Source organism: Kitasatospora sp. NPDC048407 (assembly GCF_043200475.1).
In the GTDB taxonomy this organism is placed as follows: Bacteria; Actinomycetota; Actinomycetes; order Streptomycetales; family Streptomycetaceae; genus Kitasatospora.
Genome location: NZ_JBICXW010000005.1, coordinates 185,591 through 206,481 on the forward strand (window position 1 = coordinate 185,591; position 20,891 = coordinate 206,481).

The 20,891-nt window shown below is 72.1% G+C and carries 16 protein-coding genes; 7 read left to right on the plus strand and 9 right to left on the minus strand.

What is annotated here, in order from left to right; all coding sequences use genetic code 11:
- The first annotated feature begins 47 nt into the window (after positions 1-47).
- Positions 48-1,259 carry a pyridoxal phosphate-dependent aminotransferase gene (locus tag ACGFWJ_RS12840; RefSeq protein WP_392948385.1) on the plus strand — a complete coding sequence of 404 codons (1,212 nt, stop codon included), beginning with the start codon at positions 48-50 and terminating at the stop codon, positions 1,257-1,259.
- Here the strand turns inward: ACGFWJ_RS12840 and ACGFWJ_RS12845 are convergent.
- A complete protein-coding gene (locus ACGFWJ_RS12845; protein ID WP_392948388.1) occupies positions 1,247-1,531 on the minus strand; it encodes a hypothetical protein in 285 nt (94 codons plus the stop codon). The two genes, ACGFWJ_RS12840 and ACGFWJ_RS12845, sit on opposite strands and share 13 nt — an antisense overlap.
- A 253-nt stretch (positions 1,532-1,784) precedes the next feature.
- Between ACGFWJ_RS12845 and ACGFWJ_RS12850 the strand changes: the two genes are divergently transcribed.
- Both ACGFWJ_RS12850 and ACGFWJ_RS12855 read left to right on the plus strand, forming a co-directional pair.
- Positions 1,785-2,993: a HEAT repeat domain-containing protein gene (locus ACGFWJ_RS12850; RefSeq protein ID WP_392948391.1), complete on the plus strand. Its 1,209-nt coding sequence runs from the start codon at positions 1,785-1,787 to the stop codon at positions 2,991-2,993.
- Between the two features lie 85 nt (positions 2,994-3,078).
- Positions 3,079-3,555, plus strand: a complete 477-nt coding sequence (locus tag ACGFWJ_RS12855; protein ID WP_392948394.1) for a hypothetical protein — start codon at positions 3,079-3,081, stop codon at positions 3,553-3,555.
- A 7-nt stretch (positions 3,556-3,562) separates the two neighbouring features.
- On the opposite strand, the gene ACGFWJ_RS12860 is transcribed toward ACGFWJ_RS12855, so the two are convergent.
- From ACGFWJ_RS12860 to ACGFWJ_RS12870, 3 genes are all read right to left on the minus strand, one after another.
- Positions 3,563-3,895 carry a YnfA family protein gene (locus ACGFWJ_RS12860; RefSeq protein ID WP_387645581.1) on the minus strand — a complete coding sequence of 111 codons (333 nt, stop codon included), beginning with the start codon at positions 3,893-3,895 and terminating at the stop codon, positions 3,563-3,565.
- Between the two features lie 68 nt (positions 3,896-3,963).
- The gene (locus ACGFWJ_RS12865) at positions 3,964-5,586 is read right to left on the minus strand and encodes a purple acid phosphatase family protein (RefSeq protein WP_392948397.1); all 1,623 of its coding nucleotides are present in this window, start codon (positions 5,584-5,586) and stop codon (positions 3,964-3,966) included.
- A gap of 227 nt (positions 5,587-5,813) precedes the next feature.
- A complete protein-coding gene (locus ACGFWJ_RS12870; protein ID WP_392948400.1) occupies positions 5,814-6,593 on the minus strand; it encodes an aminotransferase class IV in 780 nt (259 codons plus the stop codon).
- A gap of 256 nt (positions 6,594-6,849) precedes the next feature.
- Between ACGFWJ_RS12870 and ACGFWJ_RS12875 the strand changes: the two genes are divergently transcribed.
- The 3 genes from ACGFWJ_RS12875 (at position 6,850) to ACGFWJ_RS12885 (ending at position 8,794) form a co-directional block, all read left to right on the plus strand.
- Positions 6,850-7,425 (plus strand): HIT domain-containing protein, encoded by a 576-nt coding sequence (locus tag ACGFWJ_RS12875; protein WP_392948402.1) that lies wholly within the window; start codon positions 6,850-6,852, stop codon positions 7,423-7,425.
- Between the two features lie 61 nt (positions 7,426-7,486).
- Positions 7,487-8,227: a hypothetical protein gene (locus tag ACGFWJ_RS12880; protein ID WP_392948404.1), complete on the plus strand. Its 741-nt coding sequence runs from the start codon at positions 7,487-7,489 to the stop codon at positions 8,225-8,227.
- A gap of 66 nt (positions 8,228-8,293) precedes the next feature.
- The gene (locus ACGFWJ_RS12885; protein WP_392948406.1) at positions 8,294-8,794 is read left to right on the plus strand and encodes a DinB family protein; all 501 of its coding nucleotides are present in this window, start codon (positions 8,294-8,296) and stop codon (positions 8,792-8,794) included.
- 8 nt (positions 8,795-8,802) lie between these two features.
- On the opposite strand, the gene ACGFWJ_RS12890 is transcribed toward ACGFWJ_RS12885, so the two are convergent.
- The 3 genes from ACGFWJ_RS12890 to ACGFWJ_RS12900 form a co-directional block, all read right to left on the minus strand.
- Positions 8,803-10,461: an FAD-binding dehydrogenase gene (locus tag ACGFWJ_RS12890; protein WP_392948409.1), complete on the minus strand. Its 1,659-nt coding sequence runs from the start codon at positions 10,459-10,461 to the stop codon at positions 8,803-8,805.
- Positions 10,462-10,589: 128 nt separating this feature from the next.
- Positions 10,590-13,028 carry an endonuclease/exonuclease/phosphatase family protein gene (locus ACGFWJ_RS12895; RefSeq protein ID WP_392948412.1) on the minus strand — a complete coding sequence of 813 codons (2,439 nt, stop codon included), beginning with the start codon at positions 13,026-13,028 and terminating at the stop codon, positions 10,590-10,592.
- Between the two features lie 286 nt (positions 13,029-13,314).
- The gene (locus ACGFWJ_RS12900; protein WP_392948414.1) at positions 13,315-14,406 is read right to left on the minus strand and encodes a HoxN/HupN/NixA family nickel/cobalt transporter; all 1,092 of its coding nucleotides are present in this window, start codon (positions 14,404-14,406) and stop codon (positions 13,315-13,317) included.
- A 305-nt stretch (positions 14,407-14,711) separates the two neighbouring features.
- On the opposite strand from ACGFWJ_RS12900, the gene ACGFWJ_RS12905 reads away from it, so the two are divergent.
- Positions 14,712-17,015 (plus strand): glycosyl hydrolase family 18 protein, encoded by a 2,304-nt coding sequence (locus ACGFWJ_RS12905; RefSeq protein WP_392948417.1) that lies wholly within the window; start codon positions 14,712-14,714, stop codon positions 17,013-17,015.
- A 68-nt stretch (positions 17,016-17,083) separates the two neighbouring features.
- On the opposite strand, the gene ACGFWJ_RS12910 is transcribed toward ACGFWJ_RS12905, so the two are convergent.
- Positions 17,084-18,940, minus strand: coding sequence for a hypothetical protein (locus ACGFWJ_RS12910; protein WP_392948420.1), 1,857 nt, complete (start codon positions 18,938-18,940; stop codon positions 17,084-17,086).
- 36 nt (positions 18,941-18,976) lie between these two features.
- Positions 18,977-20,818 carry a hypothetical protein gene (locus ACGFWJ_RS12915; protein WP_392948423.1) on the minus strand — a complete coding sequence of 614 codons (1,842 nt, stop codon included), beginning with the start codon at positions 20,816-20,818 and terminating at the stop codon, positions 18,977-18,979.
- Positions 20,819-20,891: the final 73 nt, after the last annotated feature.

Below are 20,891 nucleotides of genomic sequence, written 5' to 3' on the forward strand. Positions count from 1 at the left end.
GAAGCAAGCCGGCCGCAGGGGCTCGGTGACGGGTCGGGAGGCCGCTGATGGAGTTTCGCCAGTCCAGCAAGCTGAAAGACGTGTGCTACGAGATCCGCGGCCCGGTCGTCGACACCGCCAACGCCCTGGAGGAGGCAGGCCACAGCGTCCTGCGCCTGAACACCGGCAACCCGGCGCCGTTCGGCTTCGAGGCGCCCGAGGAGATCGTCCAGGACATCGTCCGCAACCTCGCCAACGCGCACGGCTACAGCGACTCCCGCGGCATCCTGCCGGCCCGCCGCGCCGTCGTGCAGTACTACCAGCAGCGCGGCGTCCCGAACGTCGGCGTGGACGACGTGTACCTCGGCAACGGCGTCTCCGAGCTGATCCAGATGAGCGTGCAGGCCCTGGTGGACACCGGTGACGAGGTGCTCGTCCCGATGCCGGACTACCCGCTCTGGACGGCCGTGGTGACCTTCGCCGGCGGCAAGGCGGTGCACTACCTGTGCGACGAGGAGTCCGACTGGTACCCGGACCTGGACGACATCGCCTCGAAGATCACCGACCGCACCAAGGCCATCGTGGTGATCAACCCGAACAACCCGACCGGCGCGGTCTACCCGAAGGAACTCCTCCAAGGCCTGCTCGACCTGGCACGCCGCCACAACCTGATGGTCTTCGCCGACGAGATCTACGACAAGATCCTCTACGACGGCGTCGAGCACCACTGCCTGGCCGCCCTCGCCGACGATGTCCTCACCCTCACCTTCAACGGCCTCTCCAAGTCCTACCGGGTGGCCGGCTTCCGCAGCGGCTGGCTGGTCGTCTCCGGCCCCAAGCAGCGCGCCAAGGACTACCTCGAAGGCCTCACCATGCTGGCCGGCATGCGCCTGTGCCCCAACGTGCCCGCCCAGTACGCCGTCCAGGCCGCGCTCGGCGGCCGGCAGTCCATCAACGACCTGGTCCTGCCGAACGGCCGCCTCACCGAACAGCGCGACGTCACCTGGCGGGCGCTGAACGAGATCCCCGGCGTCTCCTGCGTCAAGCCGCGCGGCGCGCTCTACGCCTTCGCCAAGCTCGACCCCGCCGTCCACAAGATCGCCGACGACGAGCGCTTCGTCCTCGACCTGCTGCTCCGCGAGAAGATCCACATCGTCCAGGGCACCGGCTTCAACTGGCCCCGCCCCGACCACTTCCGCTTCGTCACCCTCCCCCGCGCCGACGACCTGGAGACGGCCATCAACCGGATCGGGCGCTTCCTGGCCACCTACCGCCAGTAGCGGCGCGTCAGCCCGACGGCCGGGGCGCTCGCCGCTCCGGCCGGGCCCCAGCCGTCCAGGGTGGGCGGCATCTTCTCGGCGAGGCGGAGCAGCATCTCGCGGTTCACCGGGCCACCGTCGTTGCGCCACACGGCCAACTCGATGCGGCCGCCGGAGCCGTCCGCGTTCCGGGCCACCAGGAGGGTCTCGGTCCTGCCGCCGGGGCCGCCACGGGACTTGGCCTTGCCCGAGGAGTCGAGGCTGATCCAGGACGTGGACTCCGAGTGACCCATGGCCGGCCGACCGGCCACCGGGTCGCCGAGCGGGCTGACGCCGGTCGGCCTGCCCGCCGCGTCGTACCGGACGGTGGGGTATTCGGTCCCGGCTCGGCGCCCGGCTCAGCGCGCCCGGCTCAGCGCCCGCCGAACGGCCGGACCGGGGTCTGGGACGGGGACGGCCGGGGCGACTTGCCCGGCTCGGCGGCGAGCGGGGGCGAGGGCCAGCCGTCGCGGACGGCTCACGCTGATCCAAGTCGCCGCCAGCTGCATGACCACCGCCCAACTGCCGCTCGCCCTGCGCCTGGTCACCTACCCCGACGAGCTGCTGCGCGACAGCGCGGCCCGGGTCCTGCGCCGCCTCGACGACCCCGCCGCCCGCGCAGCCGTCACCGAGTACGACCTACAGCGGCTGCGCCCGGTCCTGGGGCTCGCCGAGGACGAACCGACGCCCCGCCGGCCGCAGGAGATCAACCGCCGGCTGATCGCCCTCGTCACCGCCGACCCGTCACACCTCGGCGCCGTCCGCGCCCTGGGCCGCCACGGTGACGCGTCCGCCCTGCCCGTGCTGACGGCCGCCCTCGGCCACCGGAGCAGTGTGCTGCAGCGCGCCGCCGACGAGGCGATCGAGGCGATCGGCGGCACCGAGGCCCGCCGTCGCGCCGCCCTCGCCGTGCTGCGCGACCCGACCGCCGCACCCGACCGGGCCGCGCACGTCGCCCACCGGCTCGAACTCACCGAGGCCGTCCCCGAGTTGATCGCCGCCATCGGCCGCACCAACGGGGTCGTCCACGACGTCGTGGTGGCCCTCACCCGACTCGGCGCGACCGAGGCGGTGCCTGCCCTCGTCGACGCCTTCCGCCGCGCGAAGTGGGCACAGCCGATGCTGATCACGGCCCTGACACAGCTCGGCCCCGACCCGGCCGTGGACCTGCTCCTCGCCGAGGCCCGCAACCCGCTCCACGGCAACCGCACGCTGGTCATGAACGCCCTGGCCCGCTGCACCGACCGACGCGCCACCGACCTGATCGTCACCCTGCTGCTGCACGGCGTGGTCCGGCCCGAGCTGGTCCGCCCGCTGGCCGACCGCGGCGACCCCGAACTGCTCGACATGCTGGTCGAGTTGGTCAACACCACGACCAGCCGGAAGATCCGGCGCATCGCCACCCACGGCATCCGGCGGATCGCCGAGACCGACCCCGCCCTGGTCGAGCGCCGGCGCCTCTGGATCCGTGAACCGATCTCGCGGGCCTGGCTCGCACCCTGGCTGCCGGACCAGCCGGAGCAGCTGAGCCGCCTCGAAGCCGCCACCCGGGACGGCGACCAGCGGGTACGCGCCCAGGCCGTCAAGTCGCTTGCGCTGATCGGCACTTCGGAGGCCTTCGCGGTGATCCGGCAGCTACGCGAGGACCCGAGCCGGCACGTCCGGGCCTGCGTCGAAGGTACGTTGCTGCACCGCGCTCCGGTTGCCGATCGATAACGAACCCATCACTCGAACTACACGGCTCGCACACACTCGGAAGGATGGCGTCCCGTCCTGAGCCGCCCTTCCGAGATGAGCCGTCTTGTCCTTCTCCCTCCGCCTGCGCCGGGCCTCCGCGGCCGGTGCGCTGCTGGCCGCCGCACTGTTCGCCACCGCCTGCGAGCCCGCCGACACGGCGCCCGCCGCGCCGTCCGCACCCGCCGCCGTCAGCAACAGCGCGCCATCGCCCAGCGCGTCCGAGACGCCGTCGCCCACGCCGACACCGAGCCCGACGCCGAGCGCCACGCCGAGCGCCACGCCGAGCCCGAGCGCCGAGACGCCGACCCCGCCGGCCACCCAGCCGCCGCAGCCCGCGCCGAAGACCACCACCGCCAAGCCGCCGGCGGAGCCGACGCACACGCAGGAGGCGGCGGGGTGCCACCCGTTGTCGAACGCGGGGAACTGTTACAAGGCGGGCCAGTACTGCCGGGCTTCGGACCACGGGGTGTGGGGTACGGACGCCTCGGGGCGCACCATCCGGTGCGAGGACAAGAACGGCTGGCGGTGGGTCGCGGCCTGAGGCCCGCTCAGCGGCGCGGTCCGTACATGATCACGCCGACGCCGGCCAGGCAGATCAGCGCGCCGAACACGTCCCAGCGGGTGGGGCGGAAGCCGTCCACGACGACGCCCCACAGCAGGGAGCCCGCCACGAAGACCCCACCGTACGCGGCCAGCACCCGGCCGAAGTTGGCGTCGGGCTGGAGGGCGGCGGTGAAGCCGTACAGGCCGAGCGCGAGGACGCCGAGGCCGGCCAGCCACCACGGGCGGGACTCGCGGACGGACTGCCAGACCAGCCAGCAGCCGCCGATCTCCAGCAGCGCGGCCACGGCGAACAACATGATCGAACGGGCGGTACTCACCGAACAACCCTAGACGGCGGCGCCCCCGGACCCGACAGCACCGGGGCCGGGGGCGCTGCACGTGGGCGTCAGTGACCGTGCTCGCTGCGGCCCGCGCGGCGGGTGATCGAGTAGTGGTCGATCTGGGTGCCGTTCTCGGCGAGCGCGGTGACCTTCATGGTGCTGGTCGCACCACGGTGCGCCGGGGTGACGTCCACCTTGATGAACGAGTAGCCGGTGTAGCGGACCCGCGACCACTGCACGGTCTCCGCGACCTTCACGCTGCCCTTGTCGAAGTGGTAGGTGACCACCTCGTCCTGGTGGTTCTCGTGGCCCTCGTAGGTGTCGGGAGCGTCGAACGAGTACAGGCTGCGGCCGGCCGCACCGGCGGTCACGTACACCACGCCGTCCTTGGCCGGGTCGATGCTGGCACCGCTCGGCACCGCCTTGTTGACCTTGTTGCCGAGGATCGCGTCGGTGCGCTCGTACACGTGGTTGTGGCCGTTGATGACCAGGTCCACCCGGTACTTCTCGAACAGCGGCACCCAGGCGTCCCGGACGCCGCCGTCGGAGGCGTGCTGGTGGGTGGTGGAGAAGGCGCAGTGGTGGAAGAAGACCACCACGAAGTCGATCGCCTCGTCCGCCCGCAGCTCGCGCAGCTTGCGCTCCAGCCACTCGGTCTGGCGGCCCGCGGTGATGCCCAGGTTGGCCGGGATCTCGTAGGAGACGTCGTTGGCGTCCAGCGAGATGACGCCCACGTTGCCGTAGTTGAACGCGTAGACGCCGGGCGCCTTGCGCGGGTCCGGGCCGTTGGTCGGCAGGGTGAAGCGGGCGTCGTCGCCGCCGTACCCGTTGTGCGAGTACCAGGCCTCCATGTCGTGGTTGCCGTAGGCGACCATCCACGGGATCTTCGCCGCCACCGTCTCGGTCTGCGCAAGGAACGCGTCCCAGGTCAGCGCGTTGAACGCGACGCGGTCGCTGTCCTTGCCCTGGCCCATCGGGTCGGCGTAGCAGATGTCGCCGGCGTGCAGGTGGAACACCGGCTTCTGGGCCAGGATCACGTGGTCGTTGCCGGCCGCGTGCGAGGAGACGCCCTGGTCACCGAAGGCGGTGAAGGTGAACGGCTCGAACGGGCGGCCCCGCCGGCCGTTGCGGGACGGCGCGGTGGTGAAGGTCTGGAGCGTCGAGATCGCCTGCTGCGACGCCGGGTCGAAGCCCTCGTGGCCGACGCCGTAGTAGTAGGTGGTGCCGGGCTGCAGGTGGTTCAGCTCCACGTGCAGGTAGTACTGGTCGACCGGGGTGGCACCGTCGACCAGCGCGGGGGTGTGCAGCGCCCGGACCTCGGCCTCGATCTTGTGGCTGAGCTCCCACGGGTGCCGGCCGAAGCGCAGGAACGGCTTCTTCACCGGCGCCGGCACCTGCCAGGACACCCGCATCTGGGTGTCGGCCTCGGCACCGAACTGCAGGTGACGACCGACCGGGGCGACCAGCGCACCGGACACCGCGTCCGTCGCGTTGCCCTGCTTCGCGGCCTGGTCGGCGAACGCCGTGCCGGAGCCCAGCGCCCCGCCGACGGCCAGCACGCCGACCGTCACCGCGCTGGAGCGCAGCAGGGTGCGGCGGGAGAGCTTGCTGCGCAGGTACTCGTGCTGCTCGGCCATGTTCATGCGAGCGGCCAGCTGGGCGGGCACGCCCATGTTGGGGATATCCATGCGCGGGAGACTGTCAGTGACCGGTGGCCGCCATCCGGATGCTCGGTGAACGAGCGTCATCGCGTCGGTCTGGCCGAGCACATGATCAGACCATGCGTTGGTAAAGCCACCTCCGCCGCGAGGTGCCCGGCCCGATCATGACTCGTCGTCACAGCTCACAGCGGGTCACCCGGCACCTCCAGGTACGCCGCGAGGTGCCCGGCCCGATCATGACTCGTCGTCACAGCTCACAGCGGGTCACCCGGCACCTCCAGGTACGCCGCCCGCAACCGCGCCAGGCCCGCCGCCTCGACATCGAACTCCCGGCCGTCCACCGCCGCCACCGCCCGCACGCCGGTGGTCGCATTGGTCGCGAACACCGCGTCCACGCCCGCCAGTTCCCGGCCCACCCGCTCCTCACTGCCACCGCCGCACTCCTGCCGCAGCAGCGCCATCGCCGTACCCGCCAGGTACTCCCCCTGCGGCCACACCACCTCACCGCCCCGCAGGAACCCGACGTTCCACGTCGCGCCCTCCGTCAGCCCGCCCGCCTCGTCCACGAACAGCGCGTCGTCGAACCCCGCCTGCTGCGCGAGCCGCCGCTGCCGCAACGCCCCGAACAGCGCCACACTCTTCACCTCCGGCAGATCCCGCCGGTACCGCACCGTCCGCACCCTCGTCGCCCCCGGCACCCCACTCCCCGCCGAACGGGCCGTCACCAACACCCGGGGATGCGCCGGCCCCCCGACACTCCCCAGGTCGATCGCCGGATCGAACAACGTCACCCGCACCACCACCGCCCCCCGCGCCGGAGCCTGCCGCCGCGCCAACTCCCGCACCCACTCCCAATCCGGCCGCACCCCGAACACCGCCGCACAGTCCCGCTCCAACCGCGCCAGATGCAACCCCAGCCCCCGCACCCGGCCGTCCTCCACCAGCATCGTGGTGAAGTGCCCGTAGTTCGTCAGCGCCAACACCTGCAACTCCCCGACCGTCACCGGCCGCCCGTCCAACTCCGCTCTGTTCACGCTCCCCATTCTCCGCACCCGCCCACTCAATACCGGCACACCGGCACCGGCCGCTCGACGTCGGCGAGGACGCCGGCCGAGATGTCTGTCCCGACAACCCGGAGGGGGCGGTCCCGGTGCAGGCGGGCCACGAACTTGCCGTGCCGCAGCCGGCATCGAGGACGGTGCCGCCGGTGCCGGCCGGCTCCTCGACGAGGATCCCGGGCAGGTCGTACTGCGGTTGCTGCCATTGGTAGATCGACTGCCGAGCCGCCAGGTGCCGTCCGTCGGCGTAGGCGCTGTTCGCGAGGATCGCCCGGTCGGCAACGGCGGCGTCCTGCCGCGAGGCGGTCCTGCTCGTCACGGGATCTGCTCCGAGGGGTTCGTAGGGGTTCGTGACGACCGGCCGGAAAGCGGCTTTCTCGGCATCCTCACGAAGAGTCAGGATGAGCGGGAAGCCTGCGAGCACGACGGCGAGGAACGGGGGGCAACTGTGACGACTCCGGCGGCGGAGGTTTCGGACTTCTACTGCAACGAGGCGTTGAACGGGAGAACGCCGGTGACGGTGGTGGAGGAGACGGACACGGTCCTCGCGTTCGAGCACACCAGGCCGAGCTGGCCGGTGCACATCGTGGTCGTTCCGAAGCGGCACATCCCCTCTCTGGTGGGCCTCGGCGACGGCGATGAGGAGGTGCTCGCGGACGTCCTCCGGGTGGTTCGGAGGGTCGCGGCGAAGGTGCGGGAGGAGTACGGCGCGGCGTGCGTCATGACGAACGAGGGTGCGTACCAGGACTCGAAGCACCTGCACTGGCATGTGCTCTTCCGTGGCGGGCTGCCGGAGGGTCAGGGCTGAGCTCCCCTTCGGGTCCGGTAGCCTCGCGCGACGGATTCGCTGCGACAGGTGGGGGTGCCCGATGGCCGGACGGGTTGTGTTCAGGGACGCGGAGGGGCGGGAGCTCACCGAGGGCGATCTGGCCGGGGTGAGCGGGGAGGTGGGGTGGGAGCTCGTCGGGGGTGAGGAAGTACCGGCGGAGGCGCGGCTGTTGCATCAGCGGGGGCGGGAGGCCGGGGAGCGCGGCGAGTACGAGGAGGCGCTCGGGCTGTTGGGGCAGGCTCAGGCGCTGGCGCCGGGGTGGCCGCATCCGTCGTACGACGCGGCGTTCACGGTGTTGTTGCAGGGTGACGCTGTGGGGGCGGAGAAGTTGTACGCGGAGGTGGACCGGCTCGCGCCGCGTGGGTTCTTCACCTGCAAGACCACGCTGGACACGCTGCGCCGGGAGCTTCGCGGCGAGCTGTTCGACGGTTTCAGTCAGGCGTTCCTGCAGCTGGAGTGGCTGGAGGATCCGACGCAGAAGCGTGAGCTGCTCCAGGGCATCGTGCAGCGCTTCCCGGACTTCCCGCCGGCCTGGAAGGAGCTGGCCGCGCTGCTGACCGACCCGGACGAGCAGATCGACGCCCTGGAACGCGGGCTGGCCGGGGAGCCGGACGGGGAGACCCGGGGCATGCTGCTGGTCAACAAGGCCCTGCTGCTCCAGCACAGCGACCCCACTGCGGCGGTCGCCGTTCTCGGCGAGCTGGCCCTCGACCCGAAGTCCACGCTCGGCGCCGAGACCATGGCCAAGATCGTCCTGGCCCAGCTGACCGGCCAGGGCTGACCGGCCAGGGCTGACCGACCCGGAAATCTCGGTGCGACCCACGCGGCGGCCGGATAGGTTCGAAGGATGACTGCGACCGAGACCCAGCGCCGCCCCGTTCCGTTCAACGACAGCGGCGAACTCGACACCGCGCTGGCCTTCCTGAGGTTCGCCCGGGAGTCCGTCGTCAAGAAGACCGAGGGGCTGACGGAGGAGGAGCTGCGCCGCGTCCTGGTCGGGACGGGGACGAACCTGCTGGGTCTGGTGCAGCACCTGACGGCGGCCGAGCGGTACTGGTTCGGGCACCATGTGGCGGGCCAAATGGCTTACGAGAACGTGGACTTCGACATGGCGGTCCCGGCGAACACCAGCGCCGGGCAGGTGCTGGCCGCATACGCGGAGGCGATCGAGGCCAGTGACGCGGCGATCGGCGCGTCCGCCGACCTGTCGCGTCCGGTGGCGGTGCCGGTCCGCGAGGAGTTGCTCTCGGTGCGCTGGGTGGTCGCCCACATGACGAGTGAGACGGCCCGGCACGCCGGTCACGCCGACATTCTGCGGGAGCAGATCGACGGCGCGACCGGCCGGTAGTGCGCGGATCAGGCGGTGGCGGCTGCGGCCGCCCGGCCGGCGGTGCGGCCGGTGAAGAGGCAGCCGCCGAGGAAGGTGCCTTCGAGGGAGCGGTAGCCGTGGATGCCGCCGCCGCCGAAGCCGGCTGCCTCGCCTGCCGCGTAGAGGCCGTCCAGCACCGAGCCGTCCGGGCGCAGGACGCGGGAGTCGAGGTCGGTGTGCAGGCCGCCGAGGGACTTGCGGGTGAGTATGTGGAGCCGGACGGCTATCAGCGGTCCGGCGGCGGGGTCGAGCAGGCGGTGCGGGGTGGCGGTGCGGATCAGCTTGTCGCCGAGGTAGCGGCGGGCGCCGTGGATCGCGGTGACCTGGAGGTCCTTGCCGAAGGGGTTGGCGATCTCGCGGTCGCGGGCCTCGATCTCGCGGCGCAGCGCGTCGGCGTCGATGGGCGGGGCCCCGTCCTGGCGCTCGTTCATGCCGCGCACCAGCTCGTCCACGGTGGTGGCGACCACGAAGTCCGCGCCCCGCTGCTTGAAGGCCTCGACCGGCCCGGGCGCGCCGGGCAGCGCCCGCCCGAGCACCCGTCGAAGGGAACGCCCCGTCAGATCCGGGTTCTGTTCCGAGCCGGAGAGTGCGAACTCCTTCTCGATGATCTTCTGGGTGAGCACGAACCAGGTGTGCTGGTGGCCGGTGCGCATGATGTGGTCGAGGGTGCCGAGGGTGTCGAAGCCGGGGAACAGCGGGACGGGGAGGCGGGCGCCGGTGGCGTCGAGCCAGAGCGAGGACGGGCCGGGCAGGATGCGGATGCCGTGCCGGGCCCAGATCGGGTTCCAGTTCTCGATGCCCTCGGTGTAGTGCCACATCCGGTCGCCGTTGACGAGTCCGGCGCCGGCTTCGGCGGCGACGTCGAGCATAAGGCCGTCGACGTGCGCGGGGACCCCGGAGAGCATCCGCGCGGGCGGGGTGCCGAGCCGTTCGGGCCAGGCGGCGCGGACCTTGTCGTGGTTGCCGCCGATGCCGCCGGAGGCGACGATCACAGCCTGGGCGCGCAGTTCGAAGTGTCCGACCACCAACCGGGAGCTGGCCTCGCCGCGCGGTACGGCGGACGGCGCGAGGATCTCGCCGGTGACGGTGTCGAGTGAACCGCCGCTCGCGGCAAGGCCGGTGACGCGGTGCCGGAAGCGCAGCGTGACCCGTCCGGCCCGGACGGCGTCGCGGACCCGGCGGGCGAACGGTTCGACCAGGCCGGGCCCGGTGCCCCAGGTGATGTGGAAGCGCGGGACGGAGTTGCCCGGTCCGGTGGCGAGCAGTCCGCCGCGTTCGGCCCAGCCGACCACCGGGAACAGCCGGACGCCCATCGCGTGCAGCCAGGCCCGCTTCTCGCCGGCCGCGAAGTCGACGTACGCCTCGGCCCAGCGGCGCGCCCAGGCGTCCTCGGGGCGGTCGAAGCCGGCGGTGCCGAGCCAGTCCTGCCAGGCGAGTTCGCGGGAGTCCTTGATCCGCATCCGGCGCTGTTCGGGCGAGTCGACGAGGAAGAGTCCGCCGAAGGACCAGTGCGCCTGCCCGCCGAGCGACCCGGCGGGTTCCTGGTCGAGCAGGATGACGCGCCGTCCGGCGTCGGCGAGTTCGGCGGTGGCGGCCAGGCCTGCCAGGCCGGCTCCGATCACGATGACGTCGGCGTCGAGGGCCATCCGAGGTCCTTCCCAGAGACAGTGAGCCCCGATCCTGCGGCCACCCGGCCGCGAGGTCAACCCACCGGTAACAACGCGGGAGCCCCCGCCCCACCGATTCAGGCGGAACGAGGGCTCCCGAAGGGCCGTCACGGCTTGACGCGGACCACCTGCGGGTCGTGGTCGGAGGCCTGCGTGGCGAACTCGCTGTTGATGTGCACCACGTCGTAGCGGACGTGCTGCTGCTTGAACGCGGGGCTGACCAGGATGTGGTCGAGCACCTGCGAGTTGCCCTGGTAGACGTACGAGTAGCGCTCGCTCGCGGGCAGGTCGTTCACCAGGTCGCGGAGCACGCCGTCCTTGGTGAGGGTCTGCATCGCGGGCGAGAACTGGTAGTCGTTGAAGTCGCCGAGCGAGACGATCCGGGCGTTCGGGTCGGCGGCCTCCAGCTTGGCGATGAAGGCGTGCTCGATCTCGGCCTGCTTCTGGCGCTGCACCTCGGAGCTGCGGGTGGGGGCCTGGAAGCGGCTGTCGATGCCCTGGTCGCCGCCCTTGCTGTTGAAGTGGTTGGCGATCACGAAGACCGGCTTGTTGTGGAAGCTGAACTGGCCGACCAGCGGCTTGCGGCTGCTGTTCCAGGCCTCGTTGTTCGGGTCGATGCGGCCGGGCGAGGCGGTCAGCGAGGTGCGCTTGCCGGTGCCGGTGACGTCGACGGCGGTGGTGGAGTCGCCGCCGGCGATGTCGGTGAAGGAGACCCGGTCGGGGTTGAACAGGAAGACCTGGCGGATGTTGCCGCCGGGCTGGCCGCCGTCCTTGTCGTTCACCGGGTCGATGGAGCGCCAGTCGTAGGCGGGGCCACCGGCGGCCTTGACCGCGTCGATGAACTTCTGCACGGTGACCGAGGCGTCCACGGTGCCGTCGTCGACGGCGCCGCTGTTGTCCTGGATCTCCTCCAGGGCGACGATGTCGGGCGAGCGCAGGTTGGTGACGACGGCCTGGGCGAGCTCGCTGTACTTGGCGTCGGGGTCGCCGGGGGCGAGGTTCTCCACGTTGTAGGTGGCGATGGCGAGTTCGCTGGGCAGTGCCCGGTCGGCGACCTCGCGCTGCAGGCCGTTGTCCTGGACGGTGCCGACGGTGTTCGCGGCGATGGTGTAGCCGCCGAACTGGTTGTAGTCGAGCGGGCCGGCGGTGGAACCGGTCAGCTTGTCACCGACGTTGGCGACCGGGAAGGGCTGCTCGGTCAGCGGCGGCAGCGACTGGATCATGATCCGGCCGTTGTTCGGCTTGTCGTAGCCGAGGTAGACCACGCCGCCGCGGTTGGTGCGCGGGTCGGCCGACGAAGCGTCCACCCAGAGCTCGTGGTACTTGTCCGTGGCCTGCACCACCGGCACGTCGCGGACCTCGACGTTCATGCCCTCCAGCGACTCGTACAGGTCGAGGGCGTACTTCGACGGGTCCAGCGGCAGGTTGTCGATCGAGCCGCCGGCGGCGTCCGGGGCGTACGCGGCCGGGATCTTGGCGGCGTCCAGCACCACGGGGGCGGGCACGGCGTTGCCGGAGGACAGCACGGTGACCTTCGGGCCGGTCAGCTCGGTGACGGACTGCGAGCCGCCCGCGCTGTTCGGGTAGTACTCGCTCACCTTGGCGGTGACCAGCACCGAGTCGCCGACCTTGACGGTCGGGGCGGCGGAGCCGGTGAAGACGAAGACGGCCTCGCTGGTGGCGGGGTTGTTGTCCGGGTTGGGGTCCTGGATCCAGAAGCCCTTGGTGCCGTAGCCGCGCACGCCGGTGACGATGCCGGGGACGTTGGTGACGGTCTTGGTGTTCAGCGGCGATATCCGGGTGGTGCCCTGGATGTCGTGGATCCGCACGTCGCCGGGGACGGGCGTGCCACCGCCGCCGCCGGGGGTGGTGCCGCCGCCGGTGGTCTGGCCCTTGGAGTTGACCGGGGTCGGGTCGCCGACGGTGAAGTCCTTGGCGTTGTCGTCGGTGTCGGCGAGCGACGAACCGCGGGCCACCGAGGCGCTGTTGGACGCGCCCGCGGCCGGGCCGCTGCCCTCGCGGACCACGGCGGAGCCGAAGCCGACCAGGTCGACGATCCGGGTGTCGGCGGCGCAGTCGGCGGCGGTCTTGCAGCTCAGCGGCGCGGTGCCGTTGACCAGCGCGACGGTGCCGGAGGTGGCGGACATGTTCAGGCTGCCGCCGGCGTCGGCGGCCGGGAGGTCGGCGGTGCCGCCGGCGCCGGGCGCCTCGGAGATCAGGTAGCGGCCGCCGGCCGGGATCGAGCCGTTCAGCGGGGTGACGCCCCACTGGGTGGTGGCGCCGGGGCTGCCGGGCAGGTACTGCACGCTGTAGCCGGACAGGCCGAAGGCGGCGCCGGTCGGGTTGCCGAGCTCGATGAAGTCGTTCTTCAGCGTCGCACCGGAGTTGCCGCCGCCGCCGTACACCTCGGCGATCACCGCACCGGTGGACGGCGCGGCGAACGCGCCCGGCAGCGGGACGAGGACCAGGGACGCGGCGACCGCGGCCGGCGCGGTGACGCGCAGCAGCGTGCGGCGGGAGCGGCGGGCGGGGGTGGGGCTGGGCACCTTGGCGGGGCTCCTTCGTGGCAGGACCATGGCCCGGTCGCCGTCATTCGGGCGCCGGGTGGCATTGAGGGTTCGTCAGGAGGCTGACCGCCGGGGCCTCTCCGGCCCTGCCGGGCGGGCCCCGAACGGCAACTCGCGTAGATCCAGCCAGAAAGATACGCGCGTAGAAGTTGGCCCGACAAGGGCCTTGACGTGAACTTCTCGCCACCGAGCGGGTACACCCCGGCCCCCGCACATGCGAAAGGGGCACCCGCCGGGTGCCCCTTGTTCGCTGACGACGCGTCGGTCAGGACTGCTCGCGCAGCCCCGCCGACCACTTCTGCTCGACCTTGCCGAACTTCCAGAACGCCATCGCGGCGCCCCAGGTGAGCACGAACAGGCCGACGATCACGTAGCCGACCAGGTTGAGGTCGAGCGAGCCGATCCAGCCGATCGGGCCGCTGGTGATGTCCAGCTTCTCGGCCAGCAGGCCGACCAGCTCGATCACGCCGATCACCAGCGCCACCAGCACCGACAGGCCGGTGACGGTGAGGTTGTAGTAGATCTTGCGGACCGGCTTGGAGAACGCCCACTCGTAGGCGAAGTTCATGAACGAGCCGTCGATGGTGTCCAGCAGGCTCATGCCCGCCGCGAACAGGATCGGCAGCACCAGCAGCGCGTACCAGGGCAGCGAGAACGCGGCCGCGCCGCCGGCCAGCACCAGCAGCGACACCTCGGTGGCGGTGTCGAAGCCGAGGCCGAACAGCAGGCCCACCGGGTACATGTGCCAGGGCTTGGTGACCGCCCGGGTGACCTTGCCGAGGATCCGGTTCAGGAAACCGCGCTTGTCGAGCTGGCGCTCCAGCTCGGCCTCGTCGAAGTCGCCCTGCCGCATCCGCCGGAACACCTTCAGGATGCCGTTGAAGGCGCCCAGGTTGATCAGGCCGATCAGCACCAGGAACGTGCCGGAGACGGTGACGCCGATCAGGCCGGTCGCCTTGTGCAGCGCCGACTCGTCGGACTCGACCTGCCCGGCCAGCGAGCGGATGCCGAACGCCAGCAGGGCGCACAGGCCGAACACGATCGAGGAGTGCCCGAGCGAGAACCAGAAGCCCACCGAGAGCGGGCGCTTGCCCTGGCCCATCAGCTTGCGGGTGGTGTTGTCGATGGCGGCGATGTGGTCGGCGTCGAAGGCGTGCCGCATGCCCAGGGTGTACGCCGTCAGGCCCATGCCGGCGCCGAACACCTGGCCGCCGACGTCGTAGTGCTTGGGCGCGATGACCGCCAGCAGGGTGAACCAGCCGACCACGTGCAGGGCGAGGACGAACGCGGCCATTCCGGCCAGCCGGATCCACTCCTCGCGGGTGAGCCGGTCGCGCAGGCGCGTGGGCGCGGGCATTGGGGAGGTCCTTCCGGGAGGGTGGCGAGCCGCATCATCCTTCCTTTGATCAGCTCGTAATTGCAAGTCATATGCAACTGAAAGCCAAAGGCGCACAACGGCGCGATCCCCGGTCCCGCCCGGCCCTCCCCAACCGAACCGATCGGAAAGCTTCCTGACGGTTCGTGAGCCGAAATCCTTGACCCGGACGATTGGTCCAGTCCAATCTAGGTGACGCGCTCACCCCAAAGCGCACAGGCTCCCACCTGGGCCCGCCGGGCCACCGCACCTACCGGACAAACCCCACTGACTCCGGAGGTTCCTCCATGCTTGAACGGGCCACGCCCGCACCCGGGTCGACGCGCCGGGCCCCCTCCCGTCGCCGCGCCGGCGCCCTCGTGGTGGCCGCCGCCATGACGGTCGGCTCCACCGCGCTCGCGCTCTCCATGGGCAGCGCCTCGGCCGCCGCCGTCAACCTGCTCGCCAACGGCGACTTCGAGACCGGCAGCCCGAGCGGCTGGACCTGTACCAGCGCCTCGGTGGTCAACACCGGCGCACACGGCGGGACCTACGCACTGAACGCCAACGCCACCGCCGGCGACACCGGCCAGTGTCAGCAGACCGTCACCGTCCAGCCGAACACCAAGTACACCCTGGCGGGCTGGCTCAAGGGCAACTACGTGTACCTGGGCGCCACCGGCACCGGGGTCAACGCCTCCACCTGGACTCCGGCCGCGGCCAACTGGACCCAGCTGAGCACCACCTTCACCACCGGCGCGACCACCACCTCGGTGACGGTGTTCACCCACGGCTGGTACGGCGCCGGCGCCTACCAGGCCGACGACCTCAGCCTGACCGGCCCCGACGGCGGCGGCTCCCCGAGCCCGTCGACCTCCGCGAGCGCCAGCGCCTCGGCCTCGGCCGGCCCCTCGCAGAGCGCCTCCCCCAGCCCGTCCACCTCCACCTCGCCCTCGCCGTCGGCGAGTTCCAGCTCCGGCACCGGCAACGGCCCCGCCGGCGACGGCAAGATCACCGTCCCGGGCGGAGTGACGGTCGGCAGCACCACCGCCAACGCCGTGGTGCTGAAGTGGAACGCCTCGACCGACTCCACCGACAACTACGTCGGCTACAAGGTCTGGTCGAAGGGCCAGCTGGTCGGCACCTCGATGGGCACCTCCATCGCGATCTCCTCGCTGCTGCCGAACACCTCGTACACCTTCACCGTCCAGGCGTACGACAAGGCCGGCCACGCCTCCCAGCAGTCCGCCGCGGTGACCACCTCCACCGCCGCCGCGCCCGCCACCGCCAAGCCGGTCAAGTCCGCCTACTTCGACCAGTGGTCGGTGTACGACGCCGCCTACTACCCGAAGAACGTCGACACCTCCGGCGCGGCCGGCAAGCTGGACGTCATCTCCTACGCGTTCGAGAACATCCACCCGACCAACCTCAACTGCTTCGAGGCGGTCAAGGCCTCCGACGCCAGCCACGAGGACAACCCGAACGCGGGCGACGGCGCGGCCGACGCGTACGCCGACTACCAGATGGACTACAGCGGTGCCATCTCCGTCGACGGCTCCGGCGACGACTGGCAGCAGCCGCTGAAGGGCAACTTCAACCAGCTGCGCCAGCTCAAGGCGAAGAACCCGAACCTGCGGGTCACCCTGTCGCTCGGCGGCTGGACCTACTCCAAGTACTTCTCCGACGCGGCGGCCACCGACGCCTCGCGCAAGAAGCTGGTCTCGTCCTGCATCGACATGTTCCTCAAGGGCAACCTGCCGACCGGCGTGGCCGGTGACGCCTCCGGCGGCGCCGCCAGCGCCGCGGGCATCTTCGACGGCATCGACATCGACTGGGAGTACCCCGGCTCGGCCGGCGGCCACACCGGCAACCACTACTCCGCCGCCGACAAGCAGAACTTCACCGCGCTGCTCGCCGAGTTCCGCAGCCAGCTGGACACCTACGGCGCCAGCCTCGGCAAGAAGTTCCTGCTCACCGCGGCCCTGCCGTCCGGACAGGACAAGATCTCGTCCATCGAGACCGACAAGATCGGCGCGTACCTCGACTACGCCGACATCATGACCTACGACATGCACGGCTCCTGGGACGCCACCGGCCCCACCAACCTCCAGGACCCGCTGCACGACAGCCCCGCCGACCCGACCCTGCCGATCGCCCCCGGCACCGCCAAGTACAACGTGGACACCGCGCTGGCCGCCTACACCACCGGCCTCCCCGAGTACGGCATCACCGGCGGCTTCCCCGCCAACAAGATCGTCCTCGGCGTTCCGTTCTACTTCCGCGGCTGGACCGGCGTCCAGGCCGGCAACAACTACGGCCTCTACCAGAAGGCCACCGGCGCCACCCCTGCCAAGCCCGGCAGCCAGGAAGCCGGCCTCGCCAGCTGGCGCGAGCTCACCCTGACCGCCCAGAACACCCACTGGGACCCGATCACCGAGTCCACCTGGGTCTACGACGGCACCAACTTCTGGACCGGTGACGACCCCAAGGCCATCCAGGCTCGCGCGGCCTACGCCAAGTCCAAGGGCCTGGCCGGCATGTTCGCCTTCGCCCTGGAGAACGACGACAACTCCGGCACCCTGCTGAACTCCCTCTTCACCAGCCTGGGCTGACACCTCGTCGCACAATGAACGGACGGCCCGCCGCATCTTCCCCATGGGTGCGGCGGGCCGTCGCCGTTTCACGGCCGGTGGGCGAGCAGCAGCCGGGCCTCCGCGCGGAGTTGGTCCTCCTCGCGCATGTTCCAGAAGTGGTCCTTCCCGACCGGTACGCGCCGGTCCGTGGCCAACCACCCTTCGACCAGGGCCCGGTGCTCGGGCGGCAGCGGCCGGCCGATCCGGCGCAGCACGGTGAGGGCGTGGACGGCCGGCGCGCGGCGGGACAGTGCGGCGAGCAGGACGGGGAGGGCCCGGTCGGGGTCGCCGGTGATTCGCCAGTGCGCTTCGGCGGCTTCCACTCGCTGCCGCGGGTGGCCCTCCGTCAGGCAGCGTTCCACCAGTGGCAGCAGCGGCGCGCCGGGCGGGCCGAGCAGGGCGATGTCGGCCAGGCAGTCGGTGCGTTCGGCGAGCAGGTGCAGCGCGGGTTCGGGGTCGGCGCCGAGCCGGGCGGCGGCGACGGCGGACGCAGGGGCCAGCTGCCGGTCTTCCCCGGCCGCCAACTCACCCAGCAGGTCGCGGAGTTCGGGGTCGGTGAGGCCGGTGCCGCCGAGGAAGCGGACGAGTTTCACGGTCGGGCGGGTGCGCAGCAGCGCGGTCAGTTCGGGCAGCAGCGGGGCGGCGTTCTCCGGCGTGAGGGTGTCGAGGAGTTCGTCGGCGCGGCCGTGCATGCTGCCGCACCCGCCGCAGGGCTTCGGGGCGAGGGCCCGGCGGCGCAGGTCGAGGTCGTCGGTGCGGGCGGCGAGCGCGTCGAGTGCGGCCGCTTCGGGCTGGGGGACGGTGGTGAGCAGGCGGGTGTCGCCGGCCCGGCCGAGGGCGAGTTGGGCGGGCCGGTGGATCCGCCAGTCGGGGTCGGTGGTGTGCGGCAGTACCGCTTCGACGATCGGGCCCGGGTCGGCGCAGCGGGCGACGAGATCGGCCAGGCCGTCCAGGACTCTCATCCGCCAGTACCACTCGTGCTGGTGGGGCAGCGCGGCGGCCAGCAGCGCGGCGGCCTCCTCCTCGTATCCGCGCCAGCGTTCGGCCAGTCGCAGCGCGCGGCGGGCCCCGCGTCCGTCGTGGTCGCCGGCGGCGATCCAGGCGGCGGCGACGGCCCGGGTCGCCTCCGCGTCCTCGTCGAGCAGGTACCGCAGCCGGTCGTCGGTGTTGCCGACGCCGGGGAACCACTCGCCCGAGACCACCCGGAACGCCGGGTCGCCGCCGTCCGCGACCAGAACGTCCAACAGCTCGGCCGGGTAAGGAAGTTCGGCCGCCTCCAGCAGCCCGAGCGCGGCGGTGGCCCGGACGGCCGGCTCGGGGTCGGCCAGCGCCGCCCGCAGCCGCCCGGCCGGGTCGGCGTCGAGGAAGCGCAGCACCGTCAGCGCCTCGGCCCGCACGGCGGGCGCCGGGTCCTCGCGCTGAAACGCAGTCAGCGCGGCCACCGCGAGCGGCAGACACTCCCCCGCCGCCGCCCAGCGCGCCACCCGGACGAGCCGACGGCGCACCTCGGGGTTGGGGTCGTCGCGCAACAGGCCCAGCAGGCCCGGGAGTTCCTCGGCCGCCAGGGTCCGCCCCGTCACCTTGTCCTCGAACCCGGACTCGTCCGCCTCGCCCTCGTACTCCTCCTCGGCCCCGCCGGTGGTCGCGATGAACGCCAGCATGTCGTCCCGCCGGTGGACGGCGTGCACGGCGGCGTGCGCCAGGTACGGGACGGCGGCGGCCCCCGCCGAGGAGACCGTCCCCTGATGCAGGGCCCGGTTGAACAGCTCACCGAGCGCGCGATCGACAGCCTCCCGGGCCTCGGCGTACAGCCCGCGGATCCAGTCGGGGACGTCGGTACCGCTCCCGTACGAGTGCTCCAGCGATGCCCAGTCGGTCAGGTGCAGTTCCTCAGGTGATCTCACGAACGCCGGACCTTAGCCGAGCGCCCTGACAAGGCCCTACGGCTGTTGGTCGAGCAGCAGCCGGACTTCTTCGTGCAGCCGCTCCCCGTCCTGCCGGCTCCAGAAGATCTCGTCCGCCATCACGGCCGGGTCCAAGTCCCGCCAGCCCTCCACCAGTGCCCGTTGCCCGGGTGGCAGGGGTTGGCCCGTCCGGCGCAGCACCGACAGGGCCTGCACGGCCGACCAGGTCGGGATGGGCCCGGCGATTTCGGCGAGCAGCGCCGGGACAGCCCGGGTGGGGTCGCCGGTGATCCGCCACAGGGCCTCGGCGGCGTCGACCCGCGTCCTCGGGAAGTCCGCTGCCAGGTACGGCTCCACCAGTGGCAGCAGCGGCGCGCCGGCCGGTCCCAGCAGGGCGGCCTCGGGGAGGCGGTCGGCGTCGGTGGCGAGGCGGTCGGCGAGCAGGCGGAGGGCCGGCCCGGGGTCCGCGCCGAGCCGGGCGGCGGCGACAGCGGCGGCGGGCGCCAGCAGGTGATCGGTGCGCTGCGCCAACTCGTCCAGGGCGGCCAGGAGTTCGGGGTCCGTGAGGCCGAGCTCGCCGAGCAGGTGGAGGAGGCGACGGTTCGGGCAGGTGCGCAGCAGCGCGGTCAGTTCGGGCAGCAGCGGGGCGGCGCTCTCGGGGGTGAGGGCGTCGAGGAGTTCGTCCGTGCTGCTGTGCGAGCCGCCGCAGCCGCCCGGGCAGGGGTGCGGGGTGAGGGCCTGGCGGCGCAGGTCGAGGTCGTCGGTGCGGGTGGCGAGTGCGTCGAGGGCGTCCGGGTGGGGTTCGGGGACAGCAGTGAGCAGGCGGGTGTCGCCGGCCCGGGCGAGGGCGAGTTGGGCGGGCCGGAAGATGCGCGGGTCGGGGTCGGTGGCGTGCGGCAGCACCGCCTCGGCGACGGCGGCGGGGTCGGCGCAGCGGGCGACGCGGTCGGCGAGGCCGTCCAGGACGCGCATCCGCCAGTACCACTCCCGCTGGTGCGGCAGCGCGGCGAGGAGCAGCGCGACGGTCTCCTCCTCGTAGCCGCGCCAGTGGGTGGACAGCCGCAGCGCGCGGCGGGTGCCGCGTCCGTCGTGGTCGCCGGCCGCGATCCAGGCGGTGGCGAGCTCGTGGACCAGCTCCGGGTCGTCGTTGATCAGGCGCTGCAGGCGGTCCTCGGTGCTGCCGACGCCCGGGAACCACTCGGTCCAGACCAGCCGGAAGTCGGGGTCGCCGCCGTCCGCCACCAGGACCGCCGGCAACTCGGGGGTCGGGTCCTCCTCCAGCAGGGCGACCGCGGCCGTGGCCCGGACGGCCGGCTCGGAGTCCTCCAGTGCCGCGCGCAGCAGCGGGCCCGGGTCGGCGTCGAGGCGGCTCAGCACCGTCAGCGCCTCGGCCCGCACCCGCACGACGGGGTCGTCGCGGTGGCAGGCCGTCAACGCGTCCAGCGCCGGCCGCAGGCTGTCCCCGGTCGCGCGGCGGGCCACCCGCACGGCCTGTCGGCGCACCTCGGGGTCGGGGTCGCGTATCAGGTGCAGCAGGCCGGGCAGTTCCTCGGCGACCAGGCCGCACCCTTCCTGCTGCGGCCCGGGCCAGGTCTCCGCCTCCGTACCGCCGGTCGCCGCCAGGTACGCCAGCATGAGGTGGCGCCGGTGGACGGCGTGCACGGCGGCGTGCGCGACGTACGGCACCGCCGCGACGCTCGCCGGGTAGACCGAGCCCTGGTGCAGCACCCGTCCGAACAGCTCGTCCAGCGCCCCGTCGACCACCGCCTCGTCCTCGGAGTACAGCGCGCGGATCCAGCCGGGCACGTCGGTGCCGTCCCCGTACGCGTGGTACAGCGATGCCCAGTCGACCAGGTGCAGTTGCTCAGGTGTTCTCACGAGCACCGGAACCTAATGATCCACACTGACAGAGCAGGGAGTTGGCACGCCCTTGGGGGGTGCTTGGCAAACC

Coding starts and splice junctions, on each gene's coding strand:
- ACGFWJ_RS12840 (WP_392948385.1), top strand. CDS start 48: ATGGAGTTTCGCCAGTCCAGCAAGCTGAAAGACGTGTGCTACGAGATC.
- ACGFWJ_RS12845 (WP_392948388.1), bottom strand. CDS start 1,531: ATGGGTCACTCGGAGTCCACGTCCTGGATCAGCCTCGACTCCTCGGGC.
- ACGFWJ_RS12850 (WP_392948391.1), top strand. CDS start 1,785: ATGACCACCGCCCAACTGCCGCTCGCCCTGCGCCTGGTCACCTACCCC.
- ACGFWJ_RS12865 (WP_392948397.1), bottom strand. CDS start 5,586: ATGGATATCCCCAACATGGGCGTGCCCGCCCAGCTGGCCGCTCGCATG.
- ACGFWJ_RS12880 (WP_392948404.1), top strand. CDS start 7,487: ATGGCCGGACGGGTTGTGTTCAGGGACGCGGAGGGGCGGGAGCTCACC.
- ACGFWJ_RS12885 (WP_392948406.1), top strand. CDS start 8,294: ATGACTGCGACCGAGACCCAGCGCCGCCCCGTTCCGTTCAACGACAGC.
- ACGFWJ_RS12890 (WP_392948409.1), bottom strand. CDS start 10,461: ATGGCCCTCGACGCCGACGTCATCGTGATCGGAGCCGGCCTGGCAGGC.
- ACGFWJ_RS12900 (WP_392948414.1), bottom strand. CDS start 14,406: ATGCCCGCGCCCACGCGCCTGCGCGACCGGCTCACCCGCGAGGAGTGG.
- ACGFWJ_RS12905 (WP_392948417.1), top strand. CDS start 14,712: ATGCTTGAACGGGCCACGCCCGCACCCGGGTCGACGCGCCGGGCCCCC.